Below are 19,779 nucleotides of genomic sequence, written 5' to 3'. Positions count from 1 at the left end.
CGCATATAAAGATAAAAATTATGAGTCAGCAAAATTATAACGCCGAAGCCATTGAGGTTCTCAATGGATTAGAGCCGGTAAAACGCCGCCCTGGTATGTATACCGACACGGTACGTCCAAATCATTTAGGCCAAGAGGTTATCGATAACAGTGTCGATGAAGCCATGGCGGGCCATGCCACTAAAATTGATGTGATCTTACACGAAGATAACTCTCTTGAAGTTATAGACGATGGCCGTGGTATGCCTATAGATATTCACCCTGAGGAAGGTATTCCTGGGGTGGAGCTGATTTTTACCAAGCTGCATGCAGGTGGTAAATTCTCTAACAAAAACTATCAGTTTTCGGGCGGTTTACACGGGGTAGGTATTTCGGTTGTAAATGCGTTATCGCACCGTGTTGAAGTAACGGTAAGGCGCGACGCTCAACAATTTAGAATGGCCTTTGAAAACGGCGATAAAGTTGAAGACTTAAATGTCATTGGCACTGTTGGTAAGCGCAACACCGGTACAACCGTTCGATTTTGGCCCGATGCGAGTTACTTTGACTCAGCTAACTTTTCAATTACTAAATTAAACCACCTATTAAAAGCTAAAGCGGTTTTATGCCCAGGCTTGCGCATTAAGTTTGTTAATAAGCAAACTAAAGAAACTCAAGAATGGTTTTACGAAACAGGCTTAAAGGATTACTTAATTGAAGCTGTTAAAGGCTTTGAAGTACTGCCAAAAGACCCATTTGTAGGCGAGTTTTCAAGCTCGATTGAAGGGGCTGATTGGGCTGTTGTATGGCAACCTGAAGGCGGCGAGTCGATTGCTGAGAGCTATGTAAACCTTATTCCTACCGCACAAGGTGGTACTCACGTAAATGGTTTGCGCCAAGGCTTACTTGAAGCAATGCGCGAATTTTGTGAATTTAGAAACTTATTACCGCGTGGCGTAAAGCTTACCCCAGATGATATTTGGGAGCGCTGTAGCTATGTGTTATCGGTAAAAATGCAAGACCCACAATTTGCTGGTCAAACTAAAGAAAAGCTTTCTTCTCGCTCATGTGCAGCGTTTGTATCGGGTGTGGTTAAAGACTCATTTAGCTTATGGTTAAACGAGCACACAGACACTGCAGAATTGCTTGCTGAACTGTGTATTTCAAATGCACAGCGCCGATTGCGAGCGGCTAAAAAAGTGGTGCGTAAACGCGTTACCTCAGGCCCTGCGTTACCCGGTAAACTAACCGACTGTAGTGCCGCCGATAACGACCGTACAGAACTATTTTTGGTAGAGGGTGACTCAGCAGGTGGCTCGGCTAAGCAGGCGCGCGATCGTGAGTTTCAGGCAATAATGCCACTGCGCGGTAAAATCTTGAATACGTGGGAAGTTGAATCAGGGCAAATATTAGCCTCGCAAGAGGTGCATGATATTTCGGTGGCGCTGGGTATTGACCCAGACTCAACTGATTTAACCGGCCTGCGTTATAATAAAATTTGTATATTGGCCGATGCTGACTCGGATGGACTACACATTGCCACCTTATTGTGTGCTTTGTTTGTGCGTCATTTTCCGCAATTGGTTAAAACAGGGCATGTATACGTGGCTATGCCACCACTGTTTAGAATCGACATTGGTAAAGAGGTGTATTACGCCCTCGATGAAGATGAAAAAACAGGTATTTTGGCCCGCATAGAAGCAGAGAAAAAACGCGGTAAAGTAAACGTGCAACGATTTAAAGGGTTGGGCGAAATGAACCCGCTGCAGCTGCGCGAAACGACAATGGACCCAAATACTCGCCGCTTAGTGCAACTTACGCTAGATGAAGAAGAGCAAACATTAGAAATGATGGATATGCTACTTGCTAAAAAGCGCTCGTCAGACAGACGCCAGTGGCTAGAAGATCACGGTAATAAAGCACAAGTATAATAAGCTTGTGTTTAACACTTGGAGAGGCAAATGAATAAAATACTAGGAAGTTTATTATTGCTTGGCTTAACAACAGCACCAGCAATGGCAAAAGACATACTAGACAAACTCACCGTAGCACCTGGGTTTGAGGTAAGCTTATTTGCTGATGATGTTGAAAATGCACGCCAAATAGCAGTATCAAAAAAAGGCATTGTTTACGCAGGTTCGCGCAAAGCAGGAAATGTGTATGCGTTAATCGATCATAACAGTGATGGCGTAGCAGATAAAAAAATGGTGATTGCTGAGGGGCTAAACATGCCCTCTGGTTTAGCAATTAAAGATGGCGACCTATACGTAGGTGAAGTACACCGTATTATTCGCTTTAAAAACGTAGACACGCAGTTAAAAGACCCTAAATTTGACGTGGTTTACAACGCGTTGCCATCGGATCGTCACCACGGGTGGAAGTTTTTACGCTTTGCACCCACCGGAGAGCTTATTATTCCGGTTGGTGTTCCGTGTAATATATGCGCCGAAGATGAGCGTTACGGGCGTATTTTTGCACTTGATGTAGAAACCAAACAAATTAAAACAATAGCCCAAGGGGTACGCAACTCAGTGGGGTTTGACTTTCATCCAAGCACGCAAGCATTATGGTTTAGTGATAATGGCCGCGACATGATGGGTGATGATATTCCACCTGATGAAATTAACCGCGTAAGTAAAGAAAACGAGCATTTTGGTTTTCCTTATGTTCACGCCGGTGCCATTGTAGATCCTGAGTTTGGTAAAGGTAAAAACATTAGCGACTACAGCCCGCCAGCGCTTGCGCTAGGTGCTCACGTTGCGCCCCTTGGTATTCATTTTTATACCGGTAAACAGTTCCCGGGCTCTTACAAAGAGCAACTATTTGTTGCTGAACATGGCTCGTGGAATCGTACTAAAAAATCAGGTTATAAAGTGGCTGTAGCCAATGTAGAGCAAGGGCGTATTACTAAATACACGCCATTTATTACCGGCTTTATGCATAACGAAACAACCTTTGGACGCCCAGTTGCATTTGCACAATTAAATGACGGCAGTCTGCTAATAAGCGACGATTACGCAAACGTGATCTACCGCGTAAGCTATAAGAAAAACTAGGTAAGCTTTAATGAGTGATACAGATACCTTGCTAATGCAAGGAATTGAACAACAAACAATGGGGCGTTTTACTGAAGACGCCTACTTAAATTACTCTATGTACGTAATTATGGACCGTGCATTACCGCATGTTGGTGATGGTTTAAAACCGGTTCAACGTCGTATTATTTATGCTATGAGCGAGCTGGGTTTATCGGCCGCTGCTAAATATAAAAAATCGGCTCGTACGGTAGGTGATGTATTAGGTAAATACCACCCACATGGCGACAGTGCCTGTTACGAGGCTATGGTATTAATGGCGCAGCCGTTTTCTTACCGTTACCCATTAGTCGATGGGCAAGGTAACTGGGGGGCAGCAGATGACCCTAAATCGTTTGCGGCAATGCGTTATACCGAAGCACGCTTATCAAAGTTCTCTGAGGTATTACTTAAAGAGCTAGGCCAAGGCACCGTTGATTGGACGCCAAACTTTGACGGCACCATGGACGAGCCATTAGTATTACCGGCGCGCTTACCGCATATTTTGTTAAATGGCGTAACGGGTATTGCAGTAGGTATGGCAACCGATATTCCACCACATAATGTGCGTGAAGTAGCCAGTGCCTGTTGTTTATTACTTGATAAGCCTAAAACCGAGCTTGATGAGTTACTTGAGCTTGTACACGCACCTGATTATCCAACCGACGCTGAAATAATTACTCCAAAAGCCGATATTCATAAAATATACAAAACCGGCCGAGGCTCAATTAAAATGCGCGCGGTGTATACTGAAGAGCATGGCGATATTGTTATTACTGCGCTACCGCATCAGTGTTCAGGGGCTAAGGTGCTTGAGCAAATAGCAGCGCAAATGAATGCTAAAAAGCTGCCAATGGTCGCTGATTTACGAGATGAGTCTGATCACGAAAATCCAACCCGTATTGTGATTGTACCGCGTTCAAACCGCATTAAAGCTGAGCCGTTAATGGCGCACTTATTTGCCACCACCGACCTTGAAAAAAACTACCGTGTAAACTTAAACATGCTAGGCCTTGATGGCCGCCCGCAAGTAAAAGACCTACGCAGTATTTTATCTGAGTGGCTAACGTTTAGACGCGAAACAGTACGTAGGCGCTTACAGCACCGTTTAGATAAAGTACTGGCACGATTGCATATTTTAGAAGGTTTACTTGCTGCCTTTTTAAATATTGATGAAGTAATTGAAATTATTCGCACAGAAGATAAACCAAAACCTGTGTTGATGGAGCGCTTTGATTTAACCGATACTCAAGCCGAAGCCATTTTAGAATTAAAACTTCGTCATTTAGCAAAACTAGAAGAATTTAAAATACGTGGCGAGCAAGATGAGCTGGCCAAAGAACGTGACAAGTTAGAGCAAACGCTTGGCTCAGACCGTCGTATGTCAACGCTTCTTAAAAAAGAAATTCAAGAAGCGGCCGACATGTATGGCGACGATCGCCGCTCACCTGTTATTGAGCGCGTAGAAGCTAAAGCACTGAGTGAAAAAGATTTAATTCCTTCAGAGTCGGTAACAGTCGTGCTTTCTGATAAAGGCTGGGCACGTGTTGGTAAAGGCCATGACATTGACGTAGAAGGGCTTAATTACCGTGCTGGCGATGAGTACAAAGCCTCCGCTAAGGGTAAGAGTAATCAGCCTGCGGTATTTTTAGACTCAGCAGGGCGTGCATTTGCAACCGATGCACACAGCTTGCCATCGGCACGTAGCCAGGGCGAGCCAATGACTGGGCGCTTTAACCTCACCACTGGGGCTAATTTTGAGCACGTGGTAATGGGTGAAGACAATCAGGTGCTACTTATGGCCTCTGACGCGGGTTATGGTTTTATTACTGACTTTAAAGATTTAGTAAGTAAAAATAAAAACGGTAAAGCCTTAGTGAGCGTGCCTAAGGGCGGAATTTTACTCTCACCAATCAGAGTAAACGATGTAGCAACCGATTACTGCATGGCCATTTCGAACGAAGGACGCATGCTGTTGTTCCCACTGCGCGACTTACCAAAACTAGGTAAAGGTAAAGGCAATAAAATTATCTCTATACCAGGGGCTAAAGTGCAAGCACGTGAAGAGTTTGTCAAAGTGCTGGCGGTGGTACCACAAGGCAGTAGCGTTACCCTTCATGCTGGTAAACGAAAGCTAACGCTTAAACCGAGCGACTTGGAGCATTATCATGGTGAGCGCGGGCGTAGAGGTAATAAGTTACCGCGAGGCTTACAGCGTGTTGATGAAGCAGTGGTGGAGTTTACGCCGGCAGATGAGCAAAGTGATGACACATTAGCCGAAGAATAAACCCGTAATATATACCTCTAACGGCCTGCTTTTGCAGGCCGTTTTTGTTTATCCTGTATTTTTCAGCTTACAGCTGTTCGCTATTGTCTCGTGATCGTCATAAAATCACGTTATAATAGTGAAATATGCGTGGCTTATAGCGCATTGCACACACATTTTGGAGAGAAGTTTGTTAGCTGTTATACGTATTTTAATTATGGTGCTGTTTATATTTTTCAGCTGCGTGTTTGGGTTGTTATTGTCGATTGTGAGACCGTTTCACCCTAATAATGTGCATGTGATAGCCGGCTGGTTTGGCTCAATGGCTAAAATGTTAGGGGTTAAACTTGTCCTTAAGCGCCACCCAGATGCGCTCAATATTGGCCCTGCGGTTTACCTATCAAACCATCAAAACAATTACGATTTATTTACTGTATCGGCTATGGTGCCTGAAAACTGCGTTAGCTTAGGCAAAAAAAGCTTAAAGTGGATCCCATTTTTTGGACAACTTTACTGGTTGTCGGGCAACATACTGATTGATAGAGCTAATCGCTCAAAAGCGGCAGGTACAATTTCAAAAGCCGCTGAAAAAATTAAACAAAAAGGCCTATCTATTTGGGTATTTCCCGAAGGCACAAGAAGCTATGGCCGCGGTTTACTGCCATTTAAAACCGGTGCATTTCACACCGCTTTAAGCGCAGATGTACCCATAGTACCGGTATGTATGAGCACAACTGATAAAACTATTAAGCTAAACCGCTGGGATAATGGTACAATTTACATTGAAATGTTAGCGCCTATATCACTTGATAAAAAAGTGAGTGCCCGTGAACAGGCCACACAAGTGCATAGTATTATGGCTGCTAAAATAACTGAATTAGATGCTCAAGCGAGAGATAAATAATGGAAAACTGGCGTGAAATAAGTGAAGACATCGTAAGTTCACTACTTGAAGATGGCTCTGATCCTGAAATACTTTATGAAGTTGAGCATCATTTTGTATGCGAAGATTTTAGCAAATTAGAGCAAGCGGCACTGGCTGCCTTTAAATTAGGCTACGATGTTGAAGAACCGGCAGAGCTTGAGTTAGAAGATGGCAGCAAAATTTGGAGCTTTGATATTGTAGTCGAAGCTGAGCTAGACGTTGAAGTTATAATGGAAGACGTTGATAAACTTGCAGCGCTAGCTGTTGAGTGTGACGTTGAATACGACGGTTGGGGCACTTACTTTCAAGAGTAAGGCGTTAGCTAGTTGATAAAGGCGAGCATTTATATATGCTCGCTTTTTTTGTGCACAGAGTAAACATGACTCTTTAAATCGCAGCCTATTTTCAGATATTAATTCATTTTTAGTGTAATGGCGCATTAATACCCCCTTTATTTTGCCTTATTTAACGGCAAAAATTTAATACTTTTCGTGTTACCAATTTTATTTTTGTTATAACCAATTATTATCTTTCATATAAAAAACTTAATTCTCCTTAATTTATTCATTAAAAGTTAAGCTTGTTCATATTCCTATTGGTAATAGGGCTTATTTCGACGTACTACTTATTCATTAAATTGAAAAAATATTTTTATTTATTGCTAACCTGTCCCTAATATATAACCTGTTGAATAGACATAACTATTTACAAGTTGTAAATGCAATATTTAATAAAACTAATACTTATTTGCTATTACATCCTCTGTTGACATATTGGTAACAAAAAATATAGCCTTTAGCTCGCCATATGGCATTAATATTGGTAAGGCCAATTTAAGGGTTTTAGATTGATTTTTGTAACCCGAGTGTTCTTGCCAAATCTATTCATACACAAAAATAGAAACCTGTTTACACAGGGTGATCTAAGTTTTAGTGACTGACACAAAACTAGGTAGTTAGGTTATTTTTATATTCAGGTTTAAAGGAATAAAGATAATGATTAACCATAAAAAACTGTTTTTTTACAGCGCAATTGCGACAAGTTCAGCGCTATCTCATGCTGCAACAATTAATAATGCAGGCTTTGAAAGTGGCTTTAGTAACTGGAACGAAACCGACCCAGCCGCTATTTCTTCAGATGCTTACAGTGGCTCAAAATCGTTAAAAATTCAGGGCAGTCCAGCACGGGTTTATCAAGTGGTAGATATACAGCCTAACACTGAATACACCCTAAGTGCTTATGTGCTGGGTAAAGGGCAAATTGGTGTAAACGATTTAAATGGTTTATTTAAAAACCAAACCTTTAATGTTTCTTCGTGGACTAAAGTAACAAAAACATTTACCTCAGCAAACACCAATTCACTTCAGGTTTTTGCTAAACATTACAACAACACCAGCGATGTAAGGTTTGATAATTTTGCCTTGGTTGAGGGTAGCGGCAGCAATGATGGTGGCTCAGATGGCGGCAGCGATAACTCAAATGGTTCAACAATTCCTAGCAGCATAACCAGTGGTAGCATTTTTGATTTAGAAGGGGATAACCCAAATCCTCTCGTTGACGATAGCACCTTAGTGTTTGTGCCGTTAGAGGCACAACATATTACGCCTAATGGTAATGGCTGGCGTCATGAGTATAAGGTTAAAGAAAGTTTACGCGTTGCTATGACTCAAACCTATGAAGTGTTCGAAGCTACGGTAAAAGTTGAGATGTCTGATGGCGGAAAAACAATTATATCGCAGCACCATGCTAGCGATACCGGCACTATATCTAAAGTGTATGTGTCGGATACTGATGAATCGGGCTTTAATGATAGCGTAGCGAACAACGGAATTTTTGATGTGTACGTACGTTTACGTAATACCAGCGGTAATGAAGAAAAATTTGCTTTGGGTACAATGACCAGCGGTGAGACATTTAACTTGCGGGTAGTTAATAACTACGGCGATGTAGAGGTTACGGCATTCGGTAACTCGTTCGGTATACCGGTAGAGGATGATTCGCAGTCATACTTTAAGTTTGGTAACTACCTGCAATCGCAAGACCCATACACATTAGATAAATGTGGTGAGGCCGGAAACTCTAACTCGTTTAAAAACTGTTTTGAGGATTTAGGCATTACAGAGTCAAAAGTGACGATGACCAATGTGAGTTATACGCGCGAAACTAATTAATTAGTGACTTATTATGGCCACTCAATTGAGTGGCCATAATAAAAAAACTTTATCTTATAACCATTTTTTATTTTTAAAGTACACGCCAATACCGCCAGTAAGCACAATTAAAAAAATCACAAATGCACTAAATGCATAAGGGTTTTCGGTACCAGGTATGCCACCTACATTTACCCCTAAAAGGCCCGTTAAAAAGCCCAGTGGTAAAAAAGCGCAGCCACAACTGACATTACATACATGCGTTGATTTAATTGCTCAGACACCTGGTTAGTAATGGTTTGCTGAATAATTTGCGCACGCTCTATGGCGCTATCTAGCTCTTCTAAATAACGAATAAGTAAGTTAGTGGTTTCGTTTAGCTTTGCTTTATCTTCATCTAAAAGCCAAGGGTAATGGTTATTTACCATTAAACTCAACGCTTCTTTTTGCGGTTTTAAGTAACGTTTTAAGGCAATAGTTTGACGGCGTAGTTGAGATAAACCTTGGTTATCAAACTTTTTACTTGGCTCGTCTATTTCTTCTTCAAATTCATCCAGGGTTTCATCAAGCGTATCAATGACACTTTGCATGCGCGATGTCAGTTTTTGCGTAATAGAGCCGACCAACTCTGATATTGAGCATGGGCCGTGGCCAGCATTAAGCTCTGCTAATATATCTTGAATCGAAAGTAAGCGACGTTTGCGCGTTGTAATAACCACAGATTCGCTAATAAATAAACGTATTGACACCATGTCCTCAGGGCTTTGCGCTGGGTTTAAATTTACACCACGCAAAAACAGCATATGGCCATTGGTGCTAGGTGTTAAGCGAGGGCGAGTTTCATCAGCAATAAGCGAATCAAGCTCAAAGTCGGTAAGGTGAGCCTGGCTTTTAAGCCACGTTACTGCCTCGCTTTGGCTGTAGTCCATATGTATCCACAGTTTACCTTGGCTAGGGTGCCAGTTATTTAAATCGCGGGTGTTTTCTATGGCGAGCGCGCCGCCTTTTTCATCAAGCACCAGTGCATGCAGTAAACCATTAATCATATTTTAAACTCATATAATAGTGTATTTTTAATACAGTTAACTATAGTGTATCTGCATAGTGCTTTACAAACTTACCTTAACTTTTAATAAGTTAGCGTTCAGGTAAAACCTATATGCAGGCTTTAATTGCTAAATAAGGCACTAAATAGCAAGGCGCGCATTGTGTGATTAGTTCCTATAAAAGATCAATTTAATTTACTCATCGACTAGATAAATTTATTTCGCTGGTGTTTTTTGCACCGTAGCGTATAAGTCACTTTTTTATTAAGGGCACATTTATGACAGCAAAGTTAACTGTTGGTTGGCGTGAGTGGTTAAGTTTACCCGAGCTTGGCATCGAAAAGATAAAAGCAAAAGTTGATACTGGCGCCCGTACTTCATGTATTCATGCAATTAACATTGAAGAGTACGAAGAGGGCGGTGAAAAGTGGGTAAAATTTATAGCCCAGCCTTTGCAAGACGATGAGCAAGCACGCATTACTTGCAAAGCAAAGGTTAAAAAAATTAAGGCGGTAACCAGCTCAAGTGGGCAAAAAGAGTTACGCTACTTTATAGAAACAACATTGCATGCAGGGCAGCACAGCTGGCCAATAGAAGTTACTTTAACGAGTAGAGCAACAATGAAGTTTAGAATGTTACTAGGGCGTACAGCCATGGAAAATCGTATAGTCGTTGATCCGGCTTTATCTCATTTATTAGATAGTTAAGGTTTTAACTATGAAAATTGGTATTTTATCTCGCAACAGAAATTTATATTCAACGCGTCGCTTAATTGAAGCGGCAGAGGCACGCGGTCACGAGGTAAAGGTGATTGATGCGCTTCGTTGCTATATGAATATAAACTCAGAACAGCCAGAAATTCACTACCGTGGTGAAAATTTAAAAGATTTTGACGCCATTGTTCCGCGTATTGGCGCATCGGTGACGTTTTATGGTTGCTCTGTTTTACGTCAGTTCGAAATGATGGGGGTTTATCCTGTTAACGAATCGGTGGCTATTTCTCGTTCGCGCGATAAATTACGCTCACTTCAGCTGTTATCACGTAAAGGGGTAGGCATGCCGGTAACCGGTTTTGCCAGCAAACCAGATGACGTTAAAGATTTACTAGAAATGGTAGGCGGTGCTCCGGTTGTTATTAAATTACTTGAAGGCACACAAGGCATTGGTGTTGTACTTGCTGAAACACGTAAAGCGGCTGAAAGTGTTATTGAAGCGTTTATGGGTTTAAAAGCCAATATTATGGTTCAAGAATACATTAAAGAAGCCGGCGGAGCCGACATTCGTTGTTTTGTACTTGGCGATAAAGTAATAGCGGCCATGAAGCGCCAAGCGCAAGAAGGCGAGTTTCGCTCAAACCTTCACCGTGGTGGTAGCGCTACATTGGTACGCATTACCCCAGAAGAGCGTAAAACCGCCGTTGCTGCAGCAAAAGCAATGGGCTTAAATGTAGCGGGCGTTGATTTACTTCGCTCATCTCGTGGGCCGTTGGTAATGGAAGTAAACTCTTCTCCAGGCCTTGAAGGGATTGAAGTGGCAACAGGTAAAGATATTGCCGGTATGGTGATTGATTTCATCGAAAAAAATGCTGCTATTAAAGGAACCGCAACCCGTGGCAAAGGTTAAAATTAATCGTCCTTTTACCTTACTAGGTGAAAGTGTAGGCGTGGGCGAGCGTAAAACCCTTGCCTTAGAGGCTGCTAAACTTTACACCCATTCACCGCTCAATATTCCTATTGAAGTGGTTAATGGTGTAATGGAAGGTCCAGTGCTGATGGTGTGTGCCGCTATTCATGGGGATGAGCTAAATGGTGTAGAAGTTGTACGCCAGCTGCTCTCTAAAATAGATGCAAGCCAACTGCGCGGAACCATAATTGCTGTGCCGATTGTTAATGTGTTTGGATTTATTCATAAATCACGTTATTTACCCGATAGACGTGATATGAACCGCAGCTTTCCGGGCTCTGAGCGTGGATCGCTAGCGGGGCGTATGGCACATATGTTTTTTAATCAGGTGGCGGTACATTGTACCCACATTATTGATTTACATACGGGGGCTATTCACCGAACTAACTTACCGCAAATACGCGCTAACTTAGATGATGAAGCAACCGCTGATATGGCCAAAGCATTCGGTACGCCAGCGGTTATAAATGCATCCCTTCGTAATGGCTCATTACGTAGTGAAGCCGCTAATTTAGGTATACCGGTTATTACTTACGAAGCCGGTGAAGCCTTACGCTTTGACCCTATTGCCATTGCAGCAGGTGTGCAGGGTGTGGATTATGTGATGCGGCATTTAAAAATGATCCGCGGCAAACGTCCTAAAAAGCTGCCCGATCCTATTATTGCAGGGTCTACAAGTTGGATACGCGCTGAGGTAGATGGCATTGTACGTGCACAAGTATCGCTAGGTGAACACGTAGAAAAAGGCCAAGTGCTGGCGTACATAAGTAGCCCATTAGGTGATGCCGAACTTGAGCTTTTAGCGCCTAAAGGCGGTATTGTGATAGGCCAGCAAACTATGCCATTAGTAAACGAAGGGGATGCGGTATTCCACCTTGCTTACTTTGCAAATGATAACAGCTTAGTAGAGCAGCAATTAGAGCATTTTATTGACGAAATAAATGATTTAGATGAAGAGCTTAAAACAGCTGAGCTAAATAATTAGCATTATGTTAGCTAGTAAAAAGCCGCAGTGAGGTTTGCCTTACTGCGGCTTTTTTGCGGATATGACTTTTAAAACTATGTCTTTTTAGGGCCAATAATCCGTTTTATTACCGGTGCCTTTGTAGGCTTAGGTTCTTTATTTAATACCATAACCGGGCGTGTCACAAACAGGTTATTTGGGTAAACAACTCGGTGCCCATCCACATGCTCAAGTAGCACGTTCATTAAACCTAATTCGACAATGCGCCCTTCTATATGGTTTGCGCCATCAACAATACGCACCCAATTTCCCACATGAAAACCATTTTGAATAAACATGAGTAAAAAAGCGGTAAGGTTACTAAGCAGCGACCAAGCGGCAAATAAAGCGACTCCGAGCATAGCAAATAATGATGAGCCCAAAACTAATAGCCCGCGCAGCTCTATACCCCAAAATATAAGCACTAAGCACAGCACTACAAACGCGAGTATTATTTTTAATAACAGCTCAGCTCTAAATTTACGATGAACATCTACTTTTCCTTTTATGGTTTTTTCGAGCAACTTTTTAGTGACTTTTAATAAAAGAGGAAAAAGTAAAATGGCCATAAGGGTAACAATCAATTTATATTGCGTACCCATTAGCTCTAAAAGTGCAAACAATTCCAAAGTGTGATCCCGTACTTTTTTTAGGAAAATTAAAGCGCTAGTGTAACGCTTTCGTTTATTGCTCGCTATTTAAAAGGTGTTTTTAACACTCACGAGCCACTGCACCGAATCAACATCGCCGTAGCTATCAAGCGGGGCGGCAATATCAAGGTGGATCATGGTGCCGGAGTTTGCTCTGCTAGGTGCTAAACGCAAACCCACCCCAACATTTTTTAAAACATGATCGTTTTCGCCGTTGTCTTCATCGTTAAACCAAGCGCGGCCAACATCAACAAAGCCCGCTGCACCGACTTTAAATAGCTGCAGTAAATCGTACTCCCAGTAATAGCGTTTTTCTAAGCTGACTAAAAAGCTTCGGTCGCCATGCTGGTAATCCATAGGATAGCCACGAAGGCCCGTTTCGCCGCCAAGTGTTAGCTGCTTATCGGCGGTTAGGTTTTTAGCATACTGAGCACGGGCTTTAACAAACCAGGATTGGTTTTCGCTGGTATTTAAGTAGTACTGCACTTCGCTGGTGGCTAAAAAGTTTTCTAGTTGTTTTTGCTCTTTATTCCAATAACCATCCACTTGAGCACTAAAACGCCACAGCGTTCTGTCGGTAGTAAAGTGTGCTTTTTTAGCTTTTAACGAATACACGGCTCTGCTGTCATCATTACTTAGTGATTCATCTGAGTAACCTAATAGGGCTTTAATATTCCACCCTAAATTTAAATCTTCGGTGCGCGAAATACTGTCAAAATTACGCACTTTTATATAACTGTCTTCAAACCAATGACCACTCACATAGGGGTAACTTAGTTGTCTGTTTTTGGCCAAGGGAGCAAAGGTTGTTTCTATTTCTGCAAAGCTGTCTTCTTGGTTTACATAGCCAAGCGTTAAGCGCTGTGTCCAGCTATCAGATAATGCTTTAGAGTGGCCTAAAAAAGTGCTAAAAAAATCGGTTGTTTGATCAAACTCACTGTATTCATCACCACGGCGATACAACGACTCTTCTCGCTGTTCAGAAAAGCTTTTAATACCATAGCTATAAGGTGTATCTATGGCGTAAAACGGATAGGTTAGCTCTAATAAGTGGCGTTTACCGTCACTGTTGTCGGCATACTCTAAGCGCCCGCGATACCGGCTAGATAATATATTAGGATCGTCATAAACAAATAAATAACCATTACGATCACTGTCGGTGGTGCGTGAAAACGACAAACGCTTACCCCAACCCAGTAAATTGGACTCACGAAAACCAATGCTCGATTTATTTTCGCCACCGCTGCGACTAAAGCTTATTTCGGGTAGTAAGGTCCATAAATCGCGAGTTACCACCGTTACATCTACGTTGCCGTCGCAGTTTTCAACCGCGCTTATTTGCGCATCATATAAATAGTTTTGTTGGCGTAATAAACGCTCTGACTCAGCGAGTTTTCTGGCATTGTAATTATCGCCTTGTTTAAATAACAGAATATTACTAATAACGTCTGGCTCGGTTTGAATATGCGCGCGGTTGGCAAAACGAAAAAGCGCGTTATTTTCCTCCTCCAACTCGGTATTAAAAACGTTAAGTTGTTTAAGGGTAATTGAGGTTATTTGGGCGTCGCTGCGACTATTAATCAGTGTGGTTTTATCTTCAACCTCACGGCGTAAATTATTGCTTTTGTCTGAGTGAGTTTGCACAGCGGAGCAGGTATTAGTTTTATTGGGTGGTTGTTGTGCAAAGGCCTTAGGCGCACTAAAGCTTACAAGGGCTAAGCTTATACAACAGTGTGCAATCCATTTTCTATTCACCATTCAACCTCTTCAATACTACTGCAAATATGAGTCGTAATATCAGCTTACATCATTGTTATTACAATGTAAGTAAAAGGTATGGATTTTGAAACTAATTAATTGTTACCGTTACGCACCTTTGTTAATTAGTGCATATGCGAAGTGTTTTAGCTTAAGTAAAAAGCAAGGGCTGCTAATAAATGCTCGGCTTCTTGGCCTTCGCCATTAATCCAAATACTTTCGCTGTAGTGTTCAAAATTTAAATTAAAGGTTTGCTGTTGATAGCTAAAGCGCAATTGATGACGGTCAGCACCCCCTGCGTAGTCAATAATTGTTATTTCATCGGCGTGTAAAAACAGTGTGCTCCACAGCTCAAAGTCTTCATCGTGTGGGGCTTCTACCGGGCTTATAACAATGCATTTATGGGCGTGATTATATTCAATTTGGGTCATAGTTTACTTAATTGCTAGCAAGGTAATTACGAATGGCCGTTAAAAATTCGCCGCCATATTTATTGAGTTTGGTAAAGCCAACGCCCGATACCTTTAAAAATTCGCTGTCGTTGGTGGGCATTAATTGCGCCATTTCGGCTAAGGTTTTATCGTTAAATACAACGTACGGCGGTACATCGTCGGCATCAGCGAGTTCTTTACGCAGAGCCCGTAACCGGGCAAATAGTTTTTTGTCGTAGTTAAACTGCGCCAGTTTATCTTGGTATACGTGTTTAGCTTGTAAGCGCGGCTCGGCAAGCTGTAGAGCGTATTCACTTTTAAGCACTGCGCGTGCTGCTTCGGTTAAGCGCAGCGAGGCGCCTTGGGTAATATCTTGGCTTAACAAGCCTTGGTGTATAAGTTGGCGTAATATACTGAGCCAAAATTCACTGCTTTTGTCTTTGCCTATGCCATAGGTGCTGAGTTCGTGGTGGTTGTTGTCGCGTATGCGGCTGGTATTAGCCCCGCGTAATAATTCTACAATATAGCCTAAGCCAAAACGCTGCCCAGCTCGATACACACACGAAAGCGCTTGTTGCGCTACTAATGTGCCATCAAAGCTTTTTGGTGGGTTAATGCAAATATCACAGTTGCCACATTGCTCGCGTTTATACTCGCTAAAGTAGTTTAATAGTATTTGCCGGCGGCATGTTTGCGCCTCGGCAAAGCTGGCCATGGCATTAAAGCGTTGTTCTTCTACGCGGCGGCGTTGTTCATCGTCTATGTCTTCAAAAAAGCGCCTAACGCGGCCTATATCGGCGGGATCAAAATACATAATGGCTTCTGCGGCTAAGCCATCACGCCCAGCGCGGCCAGTTTCTTGATAGTAGGCTTCAATACTTTTTGGAATATCGTAATGCAGAACAAAACGCACATTTGGTTTATTTATGCCCATACCAAAGGCAACGGTCGCAACGACTATTTGAATATCATCGCGGGCAAATCCGGTTTGCACAAATTGGCGTTGCTCGTTGCTCATGCCGGCATGGTACGCGGCGGCATTTAAACCTGCATCAGCGAGTTTTTCGGCAATGTCATCAACGCGTTTACGGCTAGTGCAGTAAATAATGCCACTTTGATTTTTTTGCTCTTTTAAATAGCGCAGTAGTTGCGCCATTGGCTTGAACTTTTCTTCGATGGTGTAACGAATATTCGGTCTGTCGAAGCTGCCGGTATGTATATAGGGCTGTTGTAATTTTAATTGCTCAACTATATCAAAGCGGGTCGCTTTATCGGCCGTGGCGGTCAGTGCCATCATAGGTACATGGGGAAAGCGCTGCTTAAGCTCATTTAATCTAAAGTAATGAGGTCTAAAGTCATGCCCCCAATGCGATACACAATGTGCTTCGTCAATTGCAAATAAGCTGATATTTAAGTGGCTGAGTCGCTCAGTAAATTCATGCTGAAGCACTTTTTCAGGGGCTACATACAGTAATTTTATTAGCCCTTGGTGCAATTGTTGGTACACTAATTGTTGCTCTTCGCGAGCCAGGCTATTATTAATGTAAGCGGCTTTAACACCTAATGCTTGCAGTTGCGTTACTTGGTCTTGCATGAGCGAGATAAGCGGTGAAATTACCACAGTAACCCCTTCAAGCACTAACGCTGGTACTTGGTAACACACTGATTTACCGCCGCCTGTAGGCAGTAGTACCAAAGAGTCTTGGCCATTAATGGCCGCGTCGATCACCGCTTTTTGGCCATCACGAAACTCGCTGTAGCCAAACACTTGTTTAAGAACCGTGTCGGGCTTGCGGACCAATGTGCTAGGTGTAGGGGTTAGAGTATTCATCGGCGGCTATTTTAGTGGTTTTTTTATAGGATGTCTTTAGCTTAGAGGTAAATGATTTAATTAGTGCCTCGTGGTTTTGCTTCAGGTATGCTTAACTCATCGTACCAGTGTTAATTTAAACATAGAGAATAATAATGAATAAAGAAATGTTAATTGAACAAGTTGGCGCACTGTTTGTAAATGGCATGCCATTTAATCAGTTTTTAAATATCTCGGTAGAGTCGCTCAGCCCTGAGCAAGCTAAAATTACCTTTCCTTGGCAGGATGTGTTTATAGGCAATCCTGCGCAAAAAATTCTTCACGGCGGTATTATATCGGCGGTGCTCGATAATGTGGGCGGCATGCTTGCAGCAGCCAGTGTTATTGATAAATTAACCGAGCTCGATATCCCTAGCGTTCAGCAAAAGCTGGCTACCTTAGGCACTATTGATTTGCGCACAGATTATTTGCGCCCTGGCAAAGGGGAGACATTTACAGCCAGTGCTACTTTGATCCGCTCTGGAAATAAAGTGTGTGTATGTAGAATGGAGCTACACAATGAAAAGGCAATCCAAATCGCCTTTGGTACAGGTACGTATTTAGTAGGTTAAAGCTGCTAATTACGCACGGCTAAAATAAAAAGCTTTGCCTTACGCTGAGCTTTAGTTACCGCAAAATAAATCACTTAATAGCGCGAATTGGTATAAACTGTCGGCCTTTTAGTATGAATAAGTAGTATGTATGTCGATTGCAAACGAGCAGCGTAAAGGTGGTATTTTTGCCTGTTTAGCTTTTTTAATGTGGGGCTTAGCGCCTATTTATTTCAAACAAATACAACATGTTTCTGCTTTTGAAATTTTAACTCACCGTGTTGTCTGGTCTGTGGTTTTTTTAGTACTTGTGGTCAGTGTGCTTAAATACTGGGATAAGGTTAAGCGCATAGTTGCCCAGCCAAAAATTATTTTAATGTTAGTACTTACCTCCTCTATATTGGGTTTTAATTGGGGGCTGTTTATTTGGGCGGTTAATAATAACCATATGCTCGATGCCAGTTTAGGGTATTACATAAACCCATTACTTAATGTGCTGTTGGGCATGCTATTTTTAGGCGAGCGGCTGCGAAAGTTACAAGGGTTTGCAGTGTTTTTAGCCTTTGCGGGCGTAGTATTGCAATTGGTCAGTTTTGGCTCGTTTCCGGTGGTGGCGTTTTCGCTTGCCACGTCTTTTGCTATTTATGGCTTACTGCGTAAAAAGTTACCTGTTGAAGCGCTGCCAGGCATTTTACTCGAAGCCCTAATTTTACTGCCGGTTGCATTAATTTACTGGTGGGTAATGGCACCAACGCCTACTTCCGATTTAGCCCTGAACGATTGGCATACCAATGCGCTGTTAATTAGTGCCGGTATTATTACTACGTTGCCGCTGCTTTGCTTTACCGGAGCGGCCAAGCGTTTGCAGTACACAACATTGGGCTTTTTTCAGTACATAGGGCCAAGTTTAATGTTTATGCTTGCTGTGGTGTTTTACGATGAAGTATTTGATGCAGAGCGGGTGATTACGTTTGCCTGTATTTGGAGTGCGCTGGCTATATTTACCTGGGACTCTTATCATCAATCGCGTAAGCGTAAAAAAGCGGCTGTAACCGCCGCCGAAGTTTAATACCTATGCGCAATAATAGTTTAAGCAAGTTGCTATAAAGCAGCGTTAAGGTTTAGCTTATTACTTTATTACGGCCGGTTTCTTTTGCATCATATAGCTTTAAATCGGCCTGTTTAAGTAACTCATCTATTTGGTAAATAGGGCCGCTTGCAAAACCAATAGAAATTGTAAATTTAATTTTTTCTTGGCTAAACTCTTGGCTATTAAGCTCTATAAATTGCCTAAATCCTTCAAGGCGTTTTAGCGCTTGCGCTGTGGTTGCATCAGTAAAGTAAACGGCAAATTCTTCACCGCCTAAGCGAGCGACTAGCTGCTTTTCAAAGTACTTTTTAAAACACACCGCCAACCCTTTGAGAACCTCATCGCCTGAATCGTGACCGTATGTATCGTTAATCGATTTAAAGTGGTCTATATCAAGCATGGCGAGTGCGCCATCTTGATTTGATTTTTTTAAATACTTGAGAGACTTGCTCGACTCTTCAAAAAAGTAACGTCGATTAGGCAGGTTAGTTAAGTAGTCAGTATTTGCTTGGCGTTTGATTGTTGCGATTTGCTCAAGCATGTCGACGTTTTGACTTAGTCGGCAGTAAAACTCTTCGCTGTTAAAGGGTTTATGAAGGTAGTCGTTGGCACCATTTTTTAAAAATAGGCTCGATAATGCTGACGAGTCAGCACCTGAAATACCGATAATGGCTTTTTCATCATTACTGTAAAGCCGGCGAATTTCGGCGCATAGCTCATCACCATTCATGTTTGGCATTTCGTTATCGGTAATAATAACAGACACATCTTTTTGGCTTTCAAGTACCTCTAGCGCGTCTTTGCCGTCCTTTGCTTCGAGTATTTGATACTTATGGCGCTTTAGTAAACTGCAAATGTATCTACGGGTAGAGGTTGAGTCGTCGACGACCAACACTTTTACGTTCTCGTTACGTGGTAAACGGCTTAGTTGTTTTTCTAGGTATTGGTAAGCCTGTTTGTTTTCTTTGATTATGTAATCAATTATTGGGTATTTTTCTACCGTGTCGCGAGTTTGTTTATCTATGTTGCCAGTCATTACTATGGTGGGAATGTCGGCATTAATAGTATACGGAATCGCCTCACCGGCAGGAGCATCGGGAAGGATAAAATCAACAACAGCGCAAAAGTAGCTATTGTGTTTTATTAGCTCTTTTGTTGCCGCTAAAGACTCGGCTATATCTACTTCGTAACCTGCTTTAAGCGCGATATGCTTTTGCACACGCGCTATAGTAGGCGTATCTTCAACTATGAGTATTTTTCGCGTCACGTAACAACCTTGTTTGATATTTTGCAAAAGTATTTGCTTATACAAGTTGTAACTGTT

Annotated in this window: 16 protein-coding genes and 1 pseudogene; 11 read left to right on the top strand and 6 right to left on the bottom strand. The window is 42.2% G+C overall.

What is annotated here, in order from left to right; translation table 11 throughout:
• Positions 1-20 precede the first annotated feature (20 nt).
• The 6 genes from parE to SJY38_RS11855 all read left to right on the top strand — a co-directional run bounded on the left by parE (position 21) and on the right by SJY38_RS11855 (position 8,415).
• Entirely contained in the window at positions 21-1,910 is a 1,890-nt protein-coding gene (parE, locus tag SJY38_RS11880) for a DNA topoisomerase IV subunit B (protein ID WP_055254871.1), read from the top strand.
• A gap of 30 nt (positions 1,911-1,940) precedes the next feature.
• Positions 1,941-3,035 (top strand): sorbosone dehydrogenase family protein, encoded by a 1,095-nt coding sequence (locus tag SJY38_RS11875; protein WP_004587967.1) that lies wholly within the window; start codon positions 1,941-1,943, stop codon positions 3,033-3,035.
• Between the two features lie 10 nt (positions 3,036-3,045).
• Positions 3,046-5,340: a DNA topoisomerase IV subunit A gene (gene parC, locus SJY38_RS11870; protein WP_054983759.1), complete on the top strand. Its 2,295-nt coding sequence runs from the start codon at positions 3,046-3,048 to the stop codon at positions 5,338-5,340.
• Positions 5,341-5,509: 169 nt separating this feature from the next.
• Positions 5,510-6,223, top strand: a complete 714-nt coding sequence (locus SJY38_RS11865; protein ID WP_024031555.1) for a 1-acylglycerol-3-phosphate O-acyltransferase — start codon at positions 5,510-5,512, stop codon at positions 6,221-6,223.
• Complete coding sequence (gene rraB, locus SJY38_RS11860; RefSeq protein WP_004587970.1) at positions 6,223-6,558, top strand: ribonuclease E inhibitor RraB; 336 nt, start codon at positions 6,223-6,225, stop codon at positions 6,556-6,558. The genes SJY38_RS11865 and rraB overlap by 1 nt, the downstream gene beginning before the upstream one ends.
• Before the next feature lie 681 nt (positions 6,559-7,239).
• Positions 7,240-8,415, top strand: a complete 1,176-nt coding sequence (locus tag SJY38_RS11855; protein WP_004587971.1) for a polysaccharide lyase family 7 protein — start codon at positions 7,240-7,242, stop codon at positions 8,413-8,415.
• A gap of 54 nt (positions 8,416-8,469) precedes the next feature.
• Here SJY38_RS11855 and SJY38_RS11850 read toward each other — a convergent pair.
• Positions 8,470-9,440 (bottom strand): annotated as a pseudogene (locus SJY38_RS11850) (zinc transporter ZntB).
• A gap of 278 nt (positions 9,441-9,718) precedes the next feature.
• On the opposite strand from SJY38_RS11850, the gene SJY38_RS11845 reads away from it, so the two are divergent.
• Genes SJY38_RS11845 through SJY38_RS11835 form a run of 3 tightly spaced genes read left to right on the top strand, consistent with a single transcriptional unit; the run spans position 9,719 to position 12,108 of the window.
• Positions 9,719-10,147 (top strand): ATP-dependent zinc protease, encoded by a 429-nt coding sequence (locus tag SJY38_RS11845; RefSeq protein ID WP_377109819.1) that lies wholly within the window; start codon positions 9,719-9,721, stop codon positions 10,145-10,147.
• 10 nt (positions 10,148-10,157) lie between these two features.
• Positions 10,158-11,063 carry a 30S ribosomal protein S6--L-glutamate ligase gene (gene rimK, locus SJY38_RS11840; protein ID WP_004587974.1) on the top strand — a complete coding sequence of 302 codons (906 nt, stop codon included), beginning with the start codon at positions 10,158-10,160 and terminating at the stop codon, positions 11,061-11,063.
• Positions 11,050-12,108, top strand: coding sequence for a succinylglutamate desuccinylase/aspartoacylase family protein (locus SJY38_RS11835; RefSeq protein ID WP_024031557.1), 1,059 nt, complete (start codon positions 11,050-11,052; stop codon positions 12,106-12,108). The genes rimK and SJY38_RS11835 overlap by 14 nt, the downstream gene beginning before the upstream one ends.
• Before the next feature lie 74 nt (positions 12,109-12,182).
• Here SJY38_RS11835 and SJY38_RS11830 read toward each other — a convergent pair whose 3' ends face one another.
• From SJY38_RS11830 to recQ, 4 genes are all read right to left on the bottom strand, one after another.
• A complete protein-coding gene (locus SJY38_RS11830) occupies positions 12,183-12,755 on the bottom strand; it encodes a mechanosensitive ion channel domain-containing protein (protein WP_024031558.1) in 573 nt (190 codons plus the stop codon).
• Positions 12,756-12,824: 69 nt separating this feature from the next.
• Positions 12,825-14,534: a POTRA domain-containing protein gene (locus tag SJY38_RS11825; RefSeq protein WP_377109818.1), complete on the bottom strand. Its 1,710-nt coding sequence runs from the start codon at positions 14,532-14,534 to the stop codon at positions 12,825-12,827.
• 146 nt (positions 14,535-14,680) lie between these two features.
• Entirely contained in the window at positions 14,681-14,965 is a 285-nt protein-coding gene (locus SJY38_RS11820) for a DUF3630 family protein (protein WP_029772370.1), read from the bottom strand.
• A 7-nt stretch (positions 14,966-14,972) separates the two neighbouring features.
• Complete coding sequence (recQ, locus tag SJY38_RS11815; protein WP_004587979.1) at positions 14,973-16,796, bottom strand: DNA helicase RecQ; 1,824 nt, start codon at positions 16,794-16,796, stop codon at positions 14,973-14,975.
• Positions 16,797-16,930: 134 nt separating this feature from the next.
• Between recQ and SJY38_RS11810 the strand changes: the two genes are divergently transcribed.
• Positions 16,931-17,386 carry a thioesterase family protein gene (locus SJY38_RS11810; RefSeq protein ID WP_004587980.1) on the top strand — a complete coding sequence of 152 codons (456 nt, stop codon included), beginning with the start codon at positions 16,931-16,933 and terminating at the stop codon, positions 17,384-17,386.
• Between the two features lie 130 nt (positions 17,387-17,516).
• Positions 17,517-18,434 carry an EamA family transporter RarD gene (rarD, locus tag SJY38_RS11805; RefSeq protein WP_004587981.1) on the top strand — a complete coding sequence of 306 codons (918 nt, stop codon included), beginning with the start codon at positions 17,517-17,519 and terminating at the stop codon, positions 18,432-18,434.
• A 52-nt stretch (positions 18,435-18,486) separates the two neighbouring features.
• On the opposite strand, the gene SJY38_RS11800 is transcribed toward rarD, so the two are convergent.
• Positions 18,487-19,722 carry a response regulator gene (locus tag SJY38_RS11800; protein WP_039972264.1) on the bottom strand — a complete coding sequence of 412 codons (1,236 nt, stop codon included), beginning with the start codon at positions 19,720-19,722 and terminating at the stop codon, positions 18,487-18,489.
• Between the last annotated feature and the right edge of the window lie 57 nt (positions 19,723-19,779).

Source organism: Pseudoalteromonas sp. R86517 (assembly GCF_042466295.1).
Lineage (GTDB): Bacteria > Pseudomonadota > Gammaproteobacteria > Enterobacterales > Alteromonadaceae > Pseudoalteromonas > Pseudoalteromonas atlantica.
The sequence above is the reverse complement of the archived record's forward strand: the minus strand, read 5'-3'. Positions and strand labels throughout refer to the sequence as shown.